Below are 18,698 nucleotides of genomic sequence, written 5' to 3'. Positions count from 1 at the left end.
TGCCTGACGCGTGGTGCGGGTGCCGGGCTGGGAGCTCGCGTGCGTCGCCTCGGCACCGTGACGATCGCGTCGCGACAGGGTGTCGACGCCGGTCCGTCGCCCGGGCAATCCGCCGGAACGGCCGGTCGGCGACTGGACGGTCGGTAGGGTGTCGCGGGTGCCACTGAATCCAAACCTGCAGGGTCGCGTCTTCCCGGCGACCGCCCCGTACCTCGTCGGCCGGGAGAAGATCCGCGAGTTCGCCCGCGCGGTCTCCGCCACCAGCCCGACCAACGTCGACGTCGACGCGGCCCGCGCCGCCGGCCACGCCGACCTCGTCGCGCCGCCGACGTTCACCGTGGTGATCCAGGAGCGGGCCCTGGCCCAGCTGGTCGCGGCGCCCAACACCGGGCTGGATCCCACCCGCGTGGTGCACGCCACCGAGAAGGCGGTCTTCAGCCGGCCGATCGTGGCGGGGGACGAGCTCACCGCCGTGCTGACCATCACCTCGGTCACCGAGCGGGCCGGCAACGCGATCCTCGGTATCGACAGCGACATCCGCGACAGCGCGGGCGGCCACGTCGCGACCATCACCTCCACCATTCTCACCCGAGGAGACGACGCATGACCGCCCCGACTCTCGGCACGCTCACCCCCGGCGACGTCGTCGCGAAGGCCGCCCACACACTGACCCGGGACACCCTGGTGCGGTACGCGGGCGCGTCGGGCGACTTCAACCCGATCCACTACCGCGACGACATCGCCGCGGAGGCCGGACTGCCCGGCGTGCTCGCGCACGGCATGCTCACCACCGGGCTGGGGCTGCAGTGCGTGGTCGACTGGCTCGGCGACTCGGCGCGGATCGTCAGCTACGAGACCCGGTTCACCCGCCCCGTCGTCGTGGACCCGAAGACCGGCGCGAACATCGAGATCAGCGCCAAGGTCGGACGCGTCGACCCCGAGGCCGGCACCGCCCGGATCGACCTCTCCGTGACCTGTGCGGGACAGACCGTGCTGGGCAAGACCCAGGTGCTCGTCGCGCTCGACGGATAGGCATTTGAGCCGGGGGGTGCGACGTCCTGGCGGACGCCGCATCCCGGCTCGGTCTTGCCCGTGATCTGCTACGGCGTGACGATTGCGAAGTTCTTGTCACCCGGGTCGAGAACGGCGCCGAGTCGAGCGAGAACGGTTGCGTCACCATCAAGTTCGATGCCGGCCTGGGCGAGTCTTTCCGCCGACAGTTCGCCCAACGCGATAGCGGGTAGTGCCTTTCGCGTCGTGGTGAGGGTCGCGTCCGCCTTGCCCTGCTGAGGCCGACCGCTGTAGGTGAGCACGCCGTTGGCCAGCCGCAGGCGGTACCGCTCGTCGGAGTCGGTGAGGACGACGTCGATCGACAGCTTCTCGTCCCACGCCTTGGGCCCGTCGACCTGGATGGCGATGGCGTCGAAGAGCATGTCCGGGGTCAGCTGAGCGATGACGTCGGGTGCGGCGGCCTCGGTCGGCGTGCCGAACTGCCCCTCCCGGAGCTCGGTCACCGCGGACAGGTACCAGCTGCGCCAGGTGCCGTTCTCCGCGCCGTAGCCGAGCTGCTCGTAGGTGTCGGCCAACAGCTCCCGGGCCTGCGGGTGGTCCGGCTGTGTGAAGATCACGTGATTGAGCACCTGGGCCACCCAGCGGTAGTCCCCGGCGGCGAACGACTCCCGCGCCTTCGTGACCACCGCGTCGGCGCCGCCCATGAACTCGACGTACCGCTTGGACTGCTCGACGGGGGTGTGCTCCCACAGGCTCGCCGGGTTGCCGTCGAACCAGCCGAGGTAGCGCTGGTAGATCGCCTTGACGTTGTGGCTGACCGAACCGTAGTAGCCACGTGCGCTCCACGCGTTCTCGAGCGAAGCCGGCAGCTGGATCTGTTCGGCGATCTCGGGGCCGGTGAGTCCCTTGTTGATCATCCGCAGTGTCTGGTCGTGCACGTAGGCGTACAGGTCGCGCTGGGTGGAGAGGAAGTCGACCACCCGCTTGTTGTCCCAGGTCGGCCAGTGGTGCGAGGCGAACACGACCTCGACGTCACTGCCGAACAGGTCGATGGTCTCGGTGAGGTAGCCCGCCCAGCCGTGCGGGTCCCGGACGACTGCGCCACGCAGGGTCAGCAGGTTGTGGAAGTTGTGCGTGGCGTCCTCGGCCGCGCACAGCGCCTTGAAGTCCGGGAAGTAGAGGAGCATCTCCGACGGGGCCTCGGTGTCCGGCGCCATCTGGAAGACCATCCGGACGCCGTCGACCGTCACCTCCTGACCCGTCGTGGTGATGATGTCGGTCGGGGGGATGAGGGTGACGGTGCCGGTCGACGTCGTCTGCCCCAGACCGGCGCCGACCTGCCCCTGCGGACCGCGGGCGAGCGCGGCGCCGTACATGTAGCCCGCCCGGCGGCCCATCGCTGTCCCCGCGAACACGTTCTCGGAGACAGCGTGCTCGGTGAATCCCTCCGGGGCGAAGATCTTCACCTGGCCGGCGTCCACCTCCTCCTGCGACACGAAGCCCCGCACGCCGCCGAAGTGGTCGACGTGCGAATGGGTGTACACGATCGCCTTCACGGGCCGGTCGCCGCGATGCTCGCGATACAGCTCGAGAGCCGCGCGGCCGGTCTCCTCGCAGAGCAGGGTGTCGACGACGACCACTCCCTCGTCGCCCTCGATGAAGGAGGTGTTCGACAGGTCCATGCCGCGCACCTGGTAGATGCCCGGGACCACCTCGAACAGTCCGTCGATCGCGTTGAGCTTGGACTGCCGCCACAGGCTCGGGTTCACGCTGTCGGGGGCCTCGCCCTCGAGGAAGGCGTAGGTGTCGTTGTCCCAGAGGACCGTTCCGTCCTCGGCCGTCACCGCGTTCGGTGACCGGCGGCCGACAAGACCGCGGGTGGCATCGTCGAAATCCTGGGTGTCGGCGAAGGGCAGACTCTCGAGCAGTTCCTTCTGCTGTCGGACGATGGACTCGGATGCAGGCTTCGACGTCATGACCATGCCGCCATGCTGCGGCGCCCGGCGCTCACCCACCTCACCTGAGGCGGGTGATTCGTCACCCTCACCGAGCGGTCACAGTCGTTGTGGCAGAACTGATGACGTACCTTGCCGTCATCGAAGTGTTGGCACAGGGAGGTAGCTTCACCCGGCCCAGGTGAGGCGAGCGGGACGCTCGATCTGCAAGTTGCGTGAGGGCATGTTGCCCGCGGATTGGTCGACCGAGGAGCGCACATGAATGGGATCGTGATCCTCCTGGTCGGTGCCCTGCTCTGTTTCTACGGCATCCGTTCGTTGCATCTGGCCGTGCTGGCCACGGGATTCGGGCTCGGTTGGCTGGTTGCGGACCTGTTCGACGCGTCCGTGTCCGCGTTGTTTCTCTTCGCACTCGTCGGAGCCGTCACCGCGTGGGTTGTCACGTCCCTGGTCTTCAAGTTCTCCGCCTACTTCATCGGTGGCCTGGCGGGCGCGATGGCCGGGGCCCGCGTTGCCGACGTTGTCCAGCCCGGTGACAACGACTGGGCGCTGAGCGCGATCGTCGTACTCGCCGTCACGGTCACGGCCGCCTTCCTCGCCGACAAGTATCGCGCCCGAGCGCTCCTGTGGCTCACCTCGATCGGAGGCGCGAGCATGATTCTCAACGGCGTGGGCCGGACCGTCGGCTTCCTCGACTTCTTTCGCAGCCCTACCACGGCTTGGCAGCAGGTCCTGGCAACCACGGCATGGATCGCGCTCAGCGTCGCGGGATGGGCAGTCCAACGCCGTCTCTTCGCGGAGAAACTCGGGATCGAGACCACGAATCGCGATTGGCGAGCCGGGCACGTGAACAGTCAGCGCTGAGCATCCCGACGTCGACTGAACCGTCGAATCCAAAACGACTGCGGGCGCACACCGGAAGCCGGTGTGCGCCCGCCGTCGTGACGACTGGGGTCAGCGCGCGGCGTTGCCCAGGTCGATCGGCATGTTGATGCCGGTGATGTGGTGCGCCTCGTCGGAGGACAGGAAGGCGACCACGTTCGCGACGTCCTCGGGCTCGCTGAAGCCGTAGGGCAGCGACGCCATGAACGTGGGCGCGAGGGTGTCGGCGAACTGGCCCATCAGCGGGACCACGTCGGTCATGATCATGCCGGTGTTGACGCCGTAGGGGTGCACGCTGTTGACGCGGATCTTGTGCATGCCCAGCTCGTTGGCCATGGTCCGGGTCAGGCCGGCGACACCGGCCTTGCTGGCCACGTAGTGACCGAAGAACGACGCGCCGGTGAGTGCGGAGACCGAGCTGGTGATGACGATGGACCCGCCCTCGCCCTGCTCGATCAGCTTCGGGATGGCGGCCTTGCAGGTGAAGAAGACGCCGGTCAGGTTGACGTCGATGGTCTCGCGCCACTGCTCCGGGGTGATCTCCCAGGACAGGTTGGCCGAGCAGATGCCCGCGTTCGCGACCACGTAGTCGAGCCGGCCGAAGGCCTCGACGCCGGCGTCGAGTGCGGCGGAGACGGCGTCGAAGTCGCGCACGTCGGCCTTGGTGGCGACGATCTTGCGGCCCTGCTCCTCGACCAGGCGGACCGTCTCGGCCAGGTCTTCCTCGGTGGCGCCCTCGTAGGCGGTGGAGTCGAGCTTCTTACACACGTCGAGGGCGATGATGTCCGCGCCCTCCGAGGCGAACTTGACCGCCTCGGCCCGGCCCTGACCGCGCGCCGCGCCGGTGATGAATGCGACCTTGCCCTCGAACCTGTCGTTCGATGCCATAGTTTGTGCCTCCGTGCAGCTCGTGTCCGTTAGGTGTGACCCAAGTTACCGAACGGCGGGGTGCGGGCGACGGGCGTTCTCGCTGGGTGGACAGTTGTCCGGATCGGTGGTCAGTCGCGAACCAGCAGGGCCACCGGGAGGTCCAGGTCGGCCGCCGACAGGCTCCCGCTGTAGGGGACCTCGGTGAGCCGGTCCACCCAGGTTCCCGGCGGCAGCGCGACGGTGGTCCCACGCCAGCCGGAACTCTGCCGGGTGGCGCCGTGCCGGGTGGCCAGCACGAGCACGTCGGGCGCCAGACCCGGTGCCCCGCGGGTGAACCCGACGAGGTGTCCGGCGAGCGGCCCCGCCGCACGTGCCGGGTGGTAGTCGCCGCCGACGAAGCTGTCCGGGCGTTCGCGGCGCAGGCGCAGGGCGGTCCGGGTCACCCACAGCTTGGTCTGGTCGGCTCCGACGTCGGACCAGCTCACGCCGCCGGGCGGCGTGGCCGCGAGCCCGCCGGCCGCCCGAACCCGAGCCACGTAGTCCACCGGCCGCCGGTTGTCGGGATCGACCAGGGAGTCGTCGTGGAACTCGGAGCCCTGGTACACGTCGGGGACACCGGGACCGCACAGCTGCAACAGTTTCTGCCCCAGGGCGTCGGCGCGGCCGTGGACGGCCAGTTCGCGGACCAGCACGCTCATCGAGTTCGCGACGGGGCCGTCGAAGACCCGCTCGAGCCAGGCGTGCACCCGTCGCTCGTAGTGCTCGTCGACGCGGTCCCACGCGGTGTTCACGGCGGCCTCCCGCAGCGCCTTCTCGGCGTAGCCGTGGATCCGGGTCCGCAGGCCCGTCGTGACCGCACCGTCCTCCGGCCACACGCCGAAGAGGTTCTGCCACAGGAAGAGCCCGGCGCCCTCGGGGCTGGGTACGCGGCCCTCCCAGTCCGCGACGCACCGCGCCCACAGCTGCGGAACCTGCGAGAGCACCCCGATCCGGGCGCGCACGTCCTCGCCGCGCTTGGTGTCGTGGGTGGACAGGGTGGTCATGGCCGCGGGCCACCGCCGGGCCCGCTCGGCCTGCGCCAGGTGGAACTCGGCCGTCGAGACCGCGAAGCGGGCCGGGTCGCCGCCGACCTCCTGCAGTGACACCAGGCGGGCGGCGCGGTAGAACAGACGGTCCTCGACGGCCTTCGCCGTTGCCGCGCCGCACAGTTGGGCGAACCTGCCGGCGGCTTCGGTGGAGCGCAGCAGGTCGCCGCAGATCCGGTCGAGGGCGGGGGCGAGTTCGGGGCGCGCCCGGGCGACCTCGGCGACCACCCGCCCCAGCATTCCGGACGAGCCCGGGTAGTCGGCTCGGTAGACCGGAACCGCCGCAACAAGTTCGACGAGTGATTCGGTCACCGTCGTGTCCGTCGGCCCGGCGCCGAGGACCCGCAGGAGCCGGCCGACCTCGGCGCGCAGCGCGGTGCCGAGCACCTCCCGCTTCAGTGCCCGCTCCTGTGCGTGCAGCCAGGAGGCGTCGCCGGCCTGCCCGGTGCGGGCGAGGGTCAATGCGGTCAGTCCCGACTCGCCGCGGGGGTCGACGAACACGCCGCCGAGCTCGCGCAGCGCGTCGTAGCCGGTGGTCCCGTCGACCGGGAGCGTCGGGTCCAGGGTTTCGGCCGGGCCGAGGATCTTCTCCACCACCAGGTACCGGTCGGGCCCGAGCAGGGCGCGCAACCGCGCGAGATAGCCGACCGGATCGGTGAGGCCGTCCGGGTGGTCGACCCGCAAGCCGTCGATCAGGTCGTCCGCCACCCACGACCGGATTTCGGCGTGGGTGGCCTCGAAGACCTCCGGGTCCTCCTGGCGCACCGCGGCCAGTTCGCTGACGGTGAAGAACCGGCGGTATCCGCAGCGGCCGGACCGCCAGTCGACCAGGCGGTAGTGCTGGCGGTCGTGCACCTGCCTGCCGGTGCCCGCGTCGGTGCCGTCGGCGACCGGGAAGCGCTGCCCGCTGACGGCCAGCAGCGGCTCCGGGCCGGACCATTCGACCGTGGCGCCGTCGAGTTCGTCCTCGCCGCCGAGCACCGGCAGCACCAGCCGGCCCTCGCCTGCGTCCCAGTCGATGTCGAAGTAGTGCGCGTACCGGGACGCCCGCCCGTGCCGCAGCACGTCCCACCACCAGGCGTTCTGCCGCGGGTGGCCGACGCCCATGTGATTGGGGACGATGTCGACGACCAGGCCCATGCCGCGGGCCCGGACGGCGGCGGAGAGTGCCTCGAGCGCGCCGCGCCCGCCGAGCGCGGCGGACACCGAGGTGGGGTCGACGACGTCGTACCCGTGTGTGGAGCCCGCGACGGCGGTGAGGACGGGGGACAGGTAGAGATGTGAGACGCCGAGATCGTCGAAGTAGCCCACCAACTTGCGCGCGTCGTCGAGGGTGAAGCTGTCCGGTCGCAGTTGGAGCCGGTAGGTCGAGGTGACCGGCCGCACGCTCATGCCTGCCGGCGCAGGACGGCCAGCGACCGGGACGGCAGCTTCAACGATGAGCCAGCGCCGAGCACCGTCTCGGACGCCCCGGTCGGGCTGGCGGTGTCCAGGGCCACCACCCAGTGGGCGTCGGCGCCGTCGTCGGGGGTGGTGAACTCGATCTCCTCGTCGTGGGCGTTGAAGCACAGCAGGAACGAGTCGTCGACGACCCGCTCGCCGCGCTGGTTCGGCTCCGGGATGCCCTCGCCGTTGAGGAACACCGCCAGCGACTTGCCGAATCCGCTGTTCCAGTCCGCGGGGGTCATCTCGACGCCCGCCGGCGTCAGCCACGCGATGTCACGTGCCTGTCCGCCGGTCCGGATCGGCAGGCCCTCGAAGAACCGGCGGCGCCGGAACACCGGGTGCGCGGTGCGCAGCGCGACCGCCCGGCGGGTGAACTCGACCAGGTCCGAATTCGTCTCCGCCAGTGACCAGTCCATCCACGACAGCGGCGAGTCCTGGCAGTACACGTTGTTGTTGCCGCGCTGGGTCCGGCCCATCTCGTCGCCGTGGGTGAGCATCGGGGTTCCCTGGCTCAGCATCAGGGTGGCCAGCAGGTTGCGGCGCTGGCGGGCACGCAGCTCCAGGATCTCCGGGTCGTCGGTGGGGCCTTCCGCTCCGCAGTTCCAGGACCGGTTGTGGCTCTCGCCGTCCTGATTGCCCTCGCCGTTGGCCTCGTTGTGTTTCTCGTTGTAGGACACCAGGTCCGCGAGGGTGAAGCCGTCGTGCGCGGTGACGAAGTTGATGGACGCGCCGGGGCGTCGGCCGGTGGCCTCGTACAGGTCCGAGGACCCGGTCAGCCGGGACGCGAACTCGCCCAACGTCGCCGGCTGGCCGCGCCAGTAGTCGCGGACGGTGTCGCGGTACTTGCCGTTCCACTCCGTCCACAGGCCCGGGAAGTTGCCGACCTGGTAGCCGCCCTCGCCGATGTCCCAGGGCTCGGCGATCAGCTTGACCTGGCTGACCACCGGGTCCTGCTGGACCAGGTCGAAGAACGCGGACAGTCGGTCGACGTCGTGCAGTTCACGGGCCAGGGTGGACGCGAGGTCGAAGCGGAAGCCGTCGACGTGCATCTCGATCACCCAGTAGCGCAACGAGTCCATGATCAGCTGCAGGGTGTGCGGGTGCCGGGCGTTGAGGCTGTTGCCGGTCCCGGTGTAGTCCATGTACAGCGACTTGTCGTCGTCGACGAGCCGGTAGTACGCGGCGTTGTCGATACCCCGGAAGTTGATTGTCGGGCCGAGGTGGTTGCCCTCGGCGGTGTGGTTGTAGACCACGTCGAGGATCACCTCGATGCCCGCCTGGTGGAAGGTACGGACCATGGCCTTGAACTCGGAGACGGTCGCGCCGGGCTTGGCCGCGGACGCGTACTCAGCGTGCGGCGCGAGGAACCCGAAACTGTTGTAGCCCCAGTAGTTCCGCAGTCCCTGGTCGAGCAGTACCTGGTCCTGGAGGAACTGGTGCACCGGCATCAGCTCGATCGCGGTCACCCCGAGACTGCGCAGGTGGTCGACGATCACCGGATGTGCGAGCCCCGCGTAGGTGCCGCGCAGTTCCGCCGGGACCCCGGGGTGGGTGGCGGTCATGCCCTTCACGTGCGCCTCGTAGATCACCGTCTCGTGGTACGGCCGCCTCGGCCGATGGTCCGACGCCCAGTCGAAGAACGGGTTGATCACCACCGTGGTCATGGTGTGGCCGAGGGTGTCCGCACCGAACGTGTGCAGCGATGCGTCGCCGGCGAAGTGGCCGTCGAAGGCCTTGCCGTAGGGGTCGAGGAGCAGCTTGGAGGGGTCGCACCGGTGTCCGTCCACCGGCTCGAACGGTCCGTGCACGCGGTACCCGTACCGCTGGCCGGGGGTGACCGAGGGGAGGTATGCGTGCCAGACGAAGCCGTCCACCTCCTCGAGCGGCACCCGGGTCTCGGTCCCGTCCTTGGCGATCAGGCACAGCTCCACCGCGTCGGCGACCTCGGAGAACAGCGAGAAGTTGGTGCCGGCGCCGTCGTAGGTGGCGCCGAGCGGATATGCGGCCCCCGGCCACACCGCCATCCCGGCGCCCGGGGCGCGTTCACTCTCGGGTTGTGCCATCTCTCGACCCTAACGGCCGCCGTTCACCGGCGCGCACATCGTCACCACCGGGCGGTCACGCAGTCGAATCGGCGCTCCGGAGCAGCGACCGGACAGACGAAGGAGCCCGACTGGGGCAAGGAAGCTGTCGACTCCGTCGGACGCTCGGCCGACAGCACGTGGTGGACACAGGCCTGGCCGATCGATCTGCCCGTCGGATCGAACGTCGAGGCGGTCGGCTTCGCGGCTGAGTTCGACACGGTAGGTGAGCTCGGTCGGTGCCGTGTGAAGACGGGGCGAGGCGACGTCTCACTCGAGGGCGTCGACACCCTCGACGTGAGCTGTGGGATGGGCGCGATCGTGGTGGACAGGGTCGGCGGCGACGCGACGCTCAGTTCCGGTTCGGGTCGGGTTCGCCTCGGCGAACTCTCGGGCAGTGCCGTCGTCAAGAACTCCCACGGCGACATCCGGGTCGGCACCGCCGGTGGCGACCTGCGGGCTAGCACGGCGAAGGGAGATGTCACGGTCGAGAGTGCGCTCGCCGACGTGACAGCCGCGACTTCCTACGGCGACGTCCGAATCGGCGAGGTCGTCCGGGGCGCGACTTCACTCAAGACTGCACGCGGCGAGATCGAGATCGGCATCCGTTCCGGCACTACGGCATTGCTCGACGCGCGCAGCATTCGGCCGGGTGCGCAACGACCTCGAGGCCGTCGGCGGTCCCGAGTCCGACGGCGAGACGCTCCGGCTCAGTGCGCACACAAGCTACGGCAACATCGTGATTCGGCGTGCGCAGGAGGCGCATGCGAACTGACCGTCGCGAACAGGAATATTTCCGATTCGCGCACCTTTTGACCAGCGTAAATACACTAGAAATCGAATGTGCGTGCGAGTAGAATTCGATGTATGAAACTCGACGCCATGCTCACCGACCCCACCCGGGTCGAGGCATGGCGACTCGACGAAACCGAGCTTCTGGCGGCAGTGCCTGACGTGTCGGAAGCGATCCTGAAACTCGAAGCCCTCCGCGTCCGACTGGTCCACGAAGCCGACGAGAGGTGCCTACCCACCCACGTCGGCGCCGCCGACACCGCCTCATGGCTCGCCGACGCCACCCACATGACCGCCGCGATGGCAGGCAGGATCGTCCGACTCGGCCGCGAACTGCCCCTGCACCCGAGGATGGCCACCGCACTCGACGCCGGACGGATCGAACTCGGACACGTCCAGGTGATCGTCAACTTCCTCGCCCGACTCACCAACCTCACCGCCGACCAACCCGACGTCGAGTCCGTGGAGACCGACTGGGACCACCCCGACCCCGAAAGCGGCAGACCCGACGACTGCCAGGCCTACCTCCTCATCGCCGCGCACCTCGAGAACGTCACCACCCTGCGCCGACGCGCCCGCGCGTTGGAACTGCTGCTGCAACTTGACGGGACTGTGCCGCCCGACGGCGAGAACCCCGAACTCAACGAGTTCTTCGCCAGCACAACGCTCGGTGGACGGGTACTCGTGAAGGGCACCTTCGACGCCGAAGCCGGCGAGGCCCTCCAGACCGCGTTGTCGGGCCTGTCGAAGCCGCACCCGACCACCGACGAGCACGGCCACCCCATCCGCGACCCCCGCTCCGCCGCGAAACGCCGCGCCGACGCCCTCGAACAGATCATCCGCGGACACCTCGACGCGGCACGCGGACCGATGGAAGGCGGCGAACGACCCCACGTCACCGTCACCATCGACCTCGACGCCTTGAGAGATGCGGTGTCCGCGACGGCGCCCACCCCGACGACCGGAGCATGGGTCGGAACCGGCTGGGACTACCACTCCGACAACGCAACCGGACCCGTCACCCGGCTTCCTGACGGCAACGGCATCGCCTGCGGGACCTGCGAGAACCGCACCGCGGGCGAGGACTGCGAGCAGCACACCGGCTGCACCAGCCACTCCGGATCCAGACCGCCCCGTCGATACCGCCGCGGCAGGCACGCCGCCATGCCCTGGGCCGGACCGATCTCCGCGGCCATCGCCGCACGCATCTCCTGCGACGCGCAGGTCACCCCGGTCTTCGTCGACCGGGGCGGAAACCCCCTCGACGTCGGCGTCACCACCCGCATCATCTCCCCGCGACTACGGAAAGCGCTGGTCGCCAGGGACTGCGGCTGCGCCTTCCCCGGCTGCGGGCGCCCCGCTGCCTGGACCGACGCCCACCATATCGTCCACTGGTCCGACGGCGGCCGCACCGCGCTCGCAAACCTGGTGCTGCTCTGCAAGAAGCACCACACCATCATCCACAAGAACCACTGGGCCGTGCAGATCGAATCAGACGGATTTCCTTGGTTCACCCCACCGGCCTGGGTGGACCCGTTGCGAAGACCGAGGCCGGCCCACAACCGGCGCACAATCCCTGGAGTCTGACCGGCAGGCACAGACCTCGACACCTCCTCAGCACACGAAGACCTGCACCCACCACAACCAGACCGGTTGCGGCCGAGACACACTCGGCCGCAACCGGTCTGCCATGTGTGCCAGGCAGGGCGGTGGTGCGATGGATTATCCGGGTCTTGCAACCCGCAGGTGATGGCCACGATCCGCAACACCATCGTCAGCGTCCTGCGCTTGGCCGGCCACGACAACATCGCTGCCGCGCTACGGCATCACAGCCGCAACCCGCACCGGCCGGTAGACCTGCTTCATGCGGCTTGACGTGCGGCTATGCGACTTTGTCTGGGCCCTGGGCCCTGGGCCTGGGCGTCAGGCCGAAGTACACCCGTCCCTACCGATAGCGTCGGACGGCTGGGATAGGTTTCCGGCCATGGCGAAGCATCCGCGAATTCGGCAACAGAACATCGCAGTCTTTGGTGAGGCAGGGTCGGGCAAGACCGTGCTGGTGTCATCGTTCTACGGCCCCACCCAGGAGGGCTCCTTTAAGAACGACCTCTGGGATCTCGTTGCCAACAAGCTCGGGCAGGGAGTTCGCCTGTACCAGGACTATCTCGAGATGCGAGACAATGCACGGGCGCCGATACAAACCCGCTTTGCCAACACCACATACGACTTCTCGGTCAAGCTCAAGGCCGGCGAAAGCGATGAGGAAGAGAAGCGTCCCTTCGACGAGTTGCGTCTGGCATGGCACGACTACCCGGGAGAGTGGTTCACTGACGATCCCAGCAGCGAGGAAGAGGCTCTGCGCCGGATCGACACCTTCAAGACCCTTCTCAGTTCGGATGTTGCCCTCCTCCTCGTCGATGGACAGAAGCTTCTCGACCATCGCGGCGAGGAAGAGAAGTACCTCAAGTCCCTCTTTCACAACATTCGCCACGGCTTGGCTCAACTCAATGGCCCTCTCCTCGGCGAAGATGGGCCGCTGATCGAGTTCCCTCGAATCTGGATCCTGTCGCTGTCCAAGGCCGATCTGTTCCCAGACTGGGACGTGAACACGTTCCGCGACCTCGTAATCCTGAAGGCTGCGGGCGATATCGAGCTGCTTCACGCGGAAATCGCGAAAATGATCGTCACGCCGGATGCACTGTCCATCGGCGAGGATTTCATGCTCCTCTCGTCTGCCAAGTTCGAACTCAAAGCAGACAGCGCCGAGCCGGTCGAGATCGACCTGAAACAGCGCATCGGCCTCGATCTGATACTCCCCATCGCGTCACTTCTGCCGATGGAGCGTCGTGTCCTGTGGGAGAAGAAGATGGAGCTTCCACGGAAGGTGGTTGACTCGCTCGCTGACGGGGCGGACGTGATCGCGGCCGCCTTTACGGGTGAGAGCTTCGCAGTAATCGAGAAGTTCCTGCGGAAGATCGCCAAGTCCAACGTCAAGACCGAGTTTATGGTCAAGGCTCTCCCGGTGCTCGTTTCTGCGATCACGGTTGTCGGCCCGAAACTCAAGGAGATGAACGCGGAGGCGCGCGCGAAACACCAGTACCTGCGGGCCATGCTCACGCAGTTCAAGATCGACCTCGACCAAGCGGTGACCGAGAACGTGCTCAGGAAGCAGAAGTGACTGCGGACGAGGTGTCCCGATCACGCCTGATCTGGGCGACTCGGGGCCGGAACTGGGGCTTTCGATTCCTGCTCGATGCAGGATTACGCGATCCGCTTCCCGAGTACGAGCGTGCATTCGCCGAACTCGCGGACGAACCCGCGGCCTGGTGCCGAAACGGACACGTGGTCGCTGTGCGATTCCCGGACCCGGAGGGGCGACGAGACGCAGCGGGACGAGTCATCCCCCACGAGTTCGTGGTCTTCGGCGACGGTGCCGACATCGTGAACTCGGTGCACGACGGGGAACAGCACCTGTGGCCACTAGTCGAACAATCCTACGAACACGTGTGGGATGCCGATACGACGCCGTCCGTCGCCGACCTGCACTTCGAATGAGCCGCCTCAGCTGATATGTAGGAAAGGCTGTCAAGAGGGCATGGTGAGGCGCCGCCGGGGAGCTACCCCGATGGCGCCTCGTAACTTCCTCGGCGAGTGCGTCGAGGATCCCGGTGTCGGACACTCGGGCATGCACGGGCGAGGACGGGACTGCGGGCACGACTCGTTCCTGGTTGTGACGGTTGTGTCGGAACTTGAATCATCACCGAGACGGTCGTGCCCGCCCCAATCGACGTGTCTTGTCGGGCGCCATCTCGCCCTGAAGTCGCAGTCCAGCGGGTATCACTCATGACTTTGCCGGGGCCCTGCCACACGGGGTCGTCGGCGAGGGCACCGAAGGCGTCGACAAATGTCACTCCACGCGTGTGGCAGGCCGCCGCGAATCGCTCGCCTAGCGCGGCGGTGCGCAGGTTCTGTTCCCGGTCATCGATCGGCGGTGGCCCAACCACCAGGACCGGCCACCGGGCGGCGGCCGCCGTGTCGAGGATGTGGGTCAGGTTTTGGACCGACGTGTCCGGGTCGACTCGGGTGCCACCGCCGTTCGCGGTGGTGTCGTTGACGCCGATGGAGAGCACGATCCGGTTCTCGAGGTCGGAGGGAAAGCGAGACGTCGCCTCGCCGAACCATCGGGTGCGGACGTCGGTGGAGGTGTCCATCCGGATGCCGAGGTTGTACTCGGTGAGCGCGAGTCCGCGCTTCTCGGACTCGACCGCTACCCGACCGACCCAGCCCAGGTGTCGAGGATCGCCGACACCGGCGACGAACGAGTCGCCGAAGAAGCAGATTCGGATCTTGCGTTCGGTCACGGCGCGATCATGCCAGCAGACTCTGGATCTGCGCTGCAGGGTGCGCTTTCGGCCTGAGGTCGAAGGCGCACCCTGCTGACGTCGGTTCGTCCCGCCCGAAGCGGTTGACGCAACCCGAACGTGGTGCGGGTCAGGAGCCGAAGAGGTTCTCCAGGCTGCCCATCCCGCCGGGCGTACCCGGGTTGCCCGGATCGGGGTCGGCCGGAACGGTCAGCGTCTGCGGTGCGGACGCCGAGCCGATGAAGCCTGCCGAGGCGATGAATTCCGCGGTGACGCTGAAGGTGCCGGAGGCGGCAAACGTGGTCGCCAGCGTCGCGACGCCGCTGCTCACCGTCACGGGGCCGCCGAGCGGGGTGTCGCCGAGCTTGAACTGGACGGTGCCGTTGGCGTTGGCCGGGTCGACCTTGGCGCGCAGGGTGACCGGGGCGCCCTTCTCGACGGTGCCGACGGGGTCGAGCGTGGTGGTGGTCTGGACGTCGGTCGGGGGTGCGACGGTGACGTTGACCTGGAATGCGGGTGCGACCGCGGCCTCGGTGCCGGTGGTGCCGGAGTAGCGGGCGATCACGCTGTGGGTGCCGGCGGTCGTGAACTTGTACGCTGCGGTCGCGACACCGTCGGTGCCGACCGTGCCGGTGACCTTGTCACCGTCGTCGACGGTGAACTCGACGGTGCCGCCCTGTACCGCGGGGCTCACCTGTGCGTGCAGGTTCACCTCCTGGTCGACGAACGCCTTGTCCGGGCTCGTCATTGCCACGGTGGTGACGATGGCGTCGGTGCTCACGTTGACGGCCTTGACCTCGGAGGTGGAGGCGAGGAAGCCCGGCGAGCCGGAGAACACCGCGGTGATCGCGTGCGCGCCGTCGGTGCCGAAGGTGTGGGTGATCGAGGCCGTGCCGTCCGTGACCTCGACCGGTTCGCCGAGAGGCGTTGTGCCGTCGAGGAACTGGACGGTGCCCCCCTGCGCGGCCGGGTCGATGTTCGCCGTCAGGATGACCTCGGCGCCGTTCTTGACCGAGTCGGGAGCCGCGACGGTGGTGGTGGTCTCGGCGTCGGGGGTCGCGGTGTTGATCTGGTAGACCGCGAGAACCGCCTTGTGATCGGTCGGCCACGAGGTCGGCGAGGCGATGAAGTTGTCCTGGCTGGTCTCGGTCACTCGCTGGTTTCGCACGATGGTCGACCGCGGCCCGACGATGCCGGCCTCGGTCAACTGCAGCTTCGAGGCGCTGTCGGTGAAGATGTAGTCGATGCGGTCGCGCTCGTCGGCGGCCGGTGCCCAGGTGAGCTGCGACGGTGACTTGGCCGGGTTGTCCGAGGGCCAGGTGAAGCCGGGATGGGTCACCGGGTTCGGGTACTTGCTGCGGTAGGCGTCGACGAAACCGGCTTGTTCGAGGCGTCGCGTCGATTCCCACGGAATGACGACACCGTTGTGGTCGAACAGGGTCTTGGCTGCGTCGGTCCAGTCGAGGTGTGACGGTTCGTTGAAGTCTCCACCCAGGATGATCGAACGTCCCTTGGCCTGCTCCAACGCCGCGTCGTTGATGAAGTTCGTGATGGCTTGGGGTCGACCGGAATTGATGTTGACGCGCTGGACCGTTGTGACGTCGGTGACGGGCGCCGGCATCTTGTTCCAGCCGTACTGGGAGAACTCGCCTGAATCACTGCCCGGCCCGTATCCTCGGGGGAGGTAGGTGGCGTAGTACTTGTAGTTCAAATGCGCTGCGTATGTGGCAATTTGAGTGCCATCGACGGTGATGACGGTCTTGGTCATCCAGCCCAGGCTGGAGGACTCGGAGATCGGGAACTGCGAGAGGATTCCGCAGTCGGACGCGGTCGCCGCATAGAACTTTGTGCCGGCGTTGGTCAGTCTGGTCGCCACCGAGTTTGTTGCACTGCTGTTCGACTCCGTGAGGATCACCACGTTTGCGCGCGTGGCGGTGACGATGTCCGCGACCATGCTCAAGCCGCCCGATACGCTCGTTCCGTTGAGCCATGTGTTGATCGAGAGCACACGGATCTCAGTGCCGGGGGCTGCCCCTGCGACGCGAGTGCCGGTGCCCAGTGTCACTGCGCCCGCCGTGACCGCCATGGCCTTGAACATCTGTCGGCGTGTCAAACCATTCATCCTTCAAACCAGCTTCCATCGTTTGCGCGAGAGTTATGGGGGCACGGGGCCGCCTTCACGGTCAGTGTCGGAGGTGCTGCGGACGGGAAGCCGGCGCCCGGGTGATGGCCAGCTGCCGCAGTTGTGCAGAGGGCGCCGTCGGCCTGGGCCGACGGCGCCCCCGTTGCTACTGAGACTGTTGCTCGGGCCCGTGACTACTTCAGCTGTCCCGGGCCGGTGTCGATCAGGACTGGAAGAGGCTCTCCAGGCTGCCCGCGCCACCCGGAGTACCCGGATCGGTGGCACCCGGCACGGTCAGCGTCTGCGGCGCGGACGCCGAGTCGACGAACCCTGCCGAGGCGATGAATTCCGCGGTGACACTGTAGGTTCCGGACGCCGCGAACGTGGTGGGCAGCGTCGCGACGCCGTTGACCACCGTGACCGGGGCACCGAGCGCGGTGTCACCGAGCTTGAACTGCACCTTGCCGTTGGCGGCCGCGGGGTCGACCGTCGCCGTCAGCGTGACCGGCTGACCCTTCTCCACGGTGCCGACCGGGGCGAGCGTGGTGCTGGTCTGCACCGCCGCCGGCGGCGCGTGGGTGACGCTGACCGGGAACAGCGGCGCGACCGACCCCGCGACACCGGTGGTGCCGGAGTAGCGGGCGAGGACGCGGTGGGTGCCGGTGGTGGTGAACTTGTACGGCGCGACCGCGACGCCGTCGGTGCCGACGGTGCCGGTGACCTTGTCGCCGCCGTCGACGGTGAACTCGACGGTGCCGCCCTGCACGGCGGGGGTGACCTGGGCGTGCAGGTTCACGTCCTGGTCGACGAACGCGGTGTCGGGGCTGGTCATCGCGACGGTGGTGACGGTGTCGTCGGTGCTGACGTTGATGGTCTTGACCGCCGAGGTGGAGGCGACGAACCCGGTGGTGCCGGAGAAGGCCGCGGTGATGGCGTGGTCGCCGTCGGTGGTGAAGGTGTGCGTCATCGAGGCGGTGCCGTTCGCGACGGTGACCGGGCCGCCGAGCGGTGTTGCGCCGTCGGAGAACTGGACGGTGCCGCCGTTCGCGGCCGGGTTGACGTTCGCGGTCAGCGTGACCTCGGAGCCGTTCTTCACCGAGCCGGGGGCCACCACTGTGGTGGTGGTCTGCTTGTCGGCCTCGGTGATGGTGGTCGTGGCCAGCGGTCCGGCGCCCGAGTTGAGCGGGTCGGCGGCGCCGCCGGTGTTACGCGGGGTGCACTGGGTCGGCGCCCACGCGGTGATGACGAGGGTGGCCTTCGGCAGGAACGTCAGGAAGTTCTTGTCGTTGCCCCAGGCTCCCGCTTCACCGGCGGTGCGCAGCTTGATGTCGACGTTGCCGGACGGGCCGGCCTTGAGCCGTGCCTTGACCTGGGGCAGCTGGAAGGTGGTCTTTTCGCCGGAGACCGCTTTCGCGACGATGCCGCCCTCGGAGTTCTTGCTGGCACCGGGGCCGTTACCGATCACTGAGTTGTTGCCCGAGAGACGGATGATCGTCCCGTTCGGGTCGACATTGCCGTTCTCGTTGACCCGCAGCACGTTCGGCGTCACGCCGCTGAGGCCGGATCCGGTGCCGGGCACGATGGTGGCGCCGAGGAACTCCGCGTTCTGTGGGACGGCGACGTCGATCTTGATCCGGGAGACGTTCTGCACGCTGGCACCGGAGACCGAGTTGGGGTAGCTGATCGGCGGCGGCGCGATGGTGACGTCGTACTCCTCGCCGGCGTTGACCGTTGCCGGGGCGTCGATCGAGACCGAGGAATCCTGTGCCTCGGTGGTCGGTCCGGCGACCGCCGACGGGGTCACCAGGCAGGCCGCCTTGAAGGTGGTGGTGATCGGGGCGGCCTGGGCGGGGACGCCGCCGAGCATCGTGATGCCGACTACTGCCCCGGCGGTGATTGGAGTCGCCAACCGCCGAATTCTCTTGTTCTGCATGAATTCTCCTACGAATGAGGGAAAAGCCAGGGAGTCACCCGGTCCGGGGCGTGAGCAGCTCACGCCCCGGACCGGGGTGGGCAGAGCGGGGTCAGCTGTTGAACAGGCTGGCGAGCGAACCGCCACCGGGGGTGCCCGGGTCGGTGGCGTCGGTGACAGC

General features: G+C 68.1%; 14 protein-coding genes. 7 read left to right on the top strand and 7 right to left on the bottom strand.

Features of this window, described 5'->3' with window-relative positions:
* Positions 1-157: 157 nt before the first annotated feature.
* Both RT2_RS18345 and RT2_RS18340 read left to right on the top strand, forming a co-directional pair.
* Positions 158-607: an FAS1-like dehydratase domain-containing protein gene (locus RT2_RS18345; protein ID WP_072846300.1), complete on the top strand. Its 450-nt coding sequence runs from the start codon at positions 158-160 to the stop codon at positions 605-607.
* Entirely contained in the window at positions 604-1,032 is a 429-nt protein-coding gene (locus RT2_RS18340; protein ID WP_072846239.1) for a MaoC/PaaZ C-terminal domain-containing protein, read from the top strand. The genes RT2_RS18345 and RT2_RS18340 overlap by 4 nt, the downstream gene beginning before the upstream one ends.
* 68 nt (positions 1,033-1,100) lie before the next feature.
* Here the strand turns inward: RT2_RS18340 and RT2_RS18335 are convergent, their stop codons facing one another.
* On the bottom strand, positions 1,101-2,987 hold the full coding sequence (locus RT2_RS18335) for an alkyl/aryl-sulfatase (RefSeq protein ID WP_072846299.1): 1,887 nt from the start codon (positions 2,985-2,987) through the stop codon (positions 1,101-1,103).
* A 237-nt stretch (positions 2,988-3,224) separates the two neighbouring features.
* Between RT2_RS18335 and RT2_RS18330 the strand changes: the two genes are divergently transcribed.
* Complete coding sequence (locus RT2_RS18330; protein WP_072846238.1) at positions 3,225-3,830, top strand: DUF4203 domain-containing protein; 606 nt, start codon at positions 3,225-3,227, stop codon at positions 3,828-3,830.
* A gap of 90 nt (positions 3,831-3,920) precedes the next feature.
* Here RT2_RS18330 and RT2_RS18325 read toward each other — a convergent pair whose 3' ends face one another.
* The 3 genes from RT2_RS18325 to glgX form a co-directional block, all read right to left on the bottom strand.
* Positions 3,921-4,736: a mycofactocin-coupled SDR family oxidoreductase gene (locus RT2_RS18325; protein ID WP_072846237.1), complete on the bottom strand. Its 816-nt coding sequence runs from the start codon at positions 4,734-4,736 to the stop codon at positions 3,921-3,923.
* Positions 4,737-4,846: 110 nt separating this feature from the next.
* Positions 4,847-7,195 carry a malto-oligosyltrehalose synthase gene (gene treY, locus RT2_RS18320; protein ID WP_072846236.1) on the bottom strand — a complete coding sequence of 783 codons (2,349 nt, stop codon included), beginning with the start codon at positions 7,193-7,195 and terminating at the stop codon, positions 4,847-4,849.
* Positions 7,192-9,312: a glycogen debranching protein GlgX gene (gene glgX / locus RT2_RS18315; RefSeq protein ID WP_072846235.1), complete on the bottom strand. Its 2,121-nt coding sequence runs from the start codon at positions 9,310-9,312 to the stop codon at positions 7,192-7,194. The genes treY and glgX overlap by 4 nt, the downstream gene beginning before the upstream one ends.
* Between glgX and RT2_RS25540 the strand changes: the two genes are divergently transcribed.
* The 4 genes from RT2_RS25540 to RT2_RS18300 all read left to right on the top strand — a co-directional run bounded on the left by RT2_RS25540 (position 9,304) and on the right by RT2_RS18300 (position 13,300).
* On the top strand, positions 9,304-10,146 hold the full coding sequence (locus RT2_RS25540) for a DUF4097 family beta strand repeat-containing protein (RefSeq protein ID WP_342742032.1): 843 nt from the start codon (positions 9,304-9,306) through the stop codon (positions 10,144-10,146). The genes glgX and RT2_RS25540 overlap by 9 nt on opposite strands.
* Before the next feature lie 51 nt (positions 10,147-10,197).
* A complete protein-coding gene (locus RT2_RS18310) occupies positions 10,198-11,709 on the top strand; it encodes an HNH endonuclease signature motif containing protein (protein WP_083577471.1) in 1,512 nt (503 codons plus the stop codon).
* A gap of 162 nt (positions 11,710-11,871) precedes the next feature.
* Complete coding sequence (locus RT2_RS26550; protein ID WP_255312553.1) at positions 11,872-11,997, top strand: hypothetical protein; 126 nt, start codon at positions 11,872-11,874, stop codon at positions 11,995-11,997.
* A gap of 109 nt (positions 11,998-12,106) precedes the next feature.
* Positions 12,107-13,300 carry a TRAFAC clade GTPase domain-containing protein gene (locus tag RT2_RS18300; protein ID WP_072846234.1) on the top strand — a complete coding sequence of 398 codons (1,194 nt, stop codon included), beginning with the start codon at positions 12,107-12,109 and terminating at the stop codon, positions 13,298-13,300.
* Positions 13,301-13,739: 439 nt separating this feature from the next.
* Here the strand turns inward: RT2_RS18300 and RT2_RS26135 are convergent, their stop codons facing one another.
* The 3 genes from RT2_RS26135 to RT2_RS18280 all read right to left on the bottom strand — a co-directional run bounded on the left by RT2_RS26135 (position 13,740) and on the right by RT2_RS18280 (position 18,538).
* Positions 13,740-14,483: a GDSL-type esterase/lipase family protein gene (locus RT2_RS26135; RefSeq protein ID WP_072846233.1), complete on the bottom strand. Its 744-nt coding sequence runs from the start codon at positions 14,481-14,483 to the stop codon at positions 13,740-13,742.
* A 130-nt stretch (positions 14,484-14,613) separates the two neighbouring features.
* Positions 14,614-16,596, bottom strand: a complete 1,983-nt coding sequence (locus tag RT2_RS26545) for an Ig-like domain repeat protein (RefSeq protein WP_245709491.1) — start codon at positions 16,594-16,596, stop codon at positions 14,614-14,616.
* A 232-nt stretch (positions 16,597-16,828) separates the two neighbouring features.
* Positions 16,829-18,538: an Ig-like domain-containing protein gene (locus RT2_RS18280; protein WP_072846231.1), complete on the bottom strand. Its 1,710-nt coding sequence runs from the start codon at positions 18,536-18,538 to the stop codon at positions 16,829-16,831.
* Between the last annotated feature and the right edge of the window lie 160 nt (positions 18,539-18,698).

The sequence above is a fragment of the Rhodococcus tukisamuensis NBRC 100609 genome (assembly GCF_001894985.1).
Lineage (GTDB): Bacteria > Actinomycetota > Actinomycetes > Mycobacteriales > Mycobacteriaceae > Rhodococcus_G > Rhodococcus_G tukisamuensis.
This window is presented reverse-complemented; position numbering and strand designations above follow the sequence as displayed.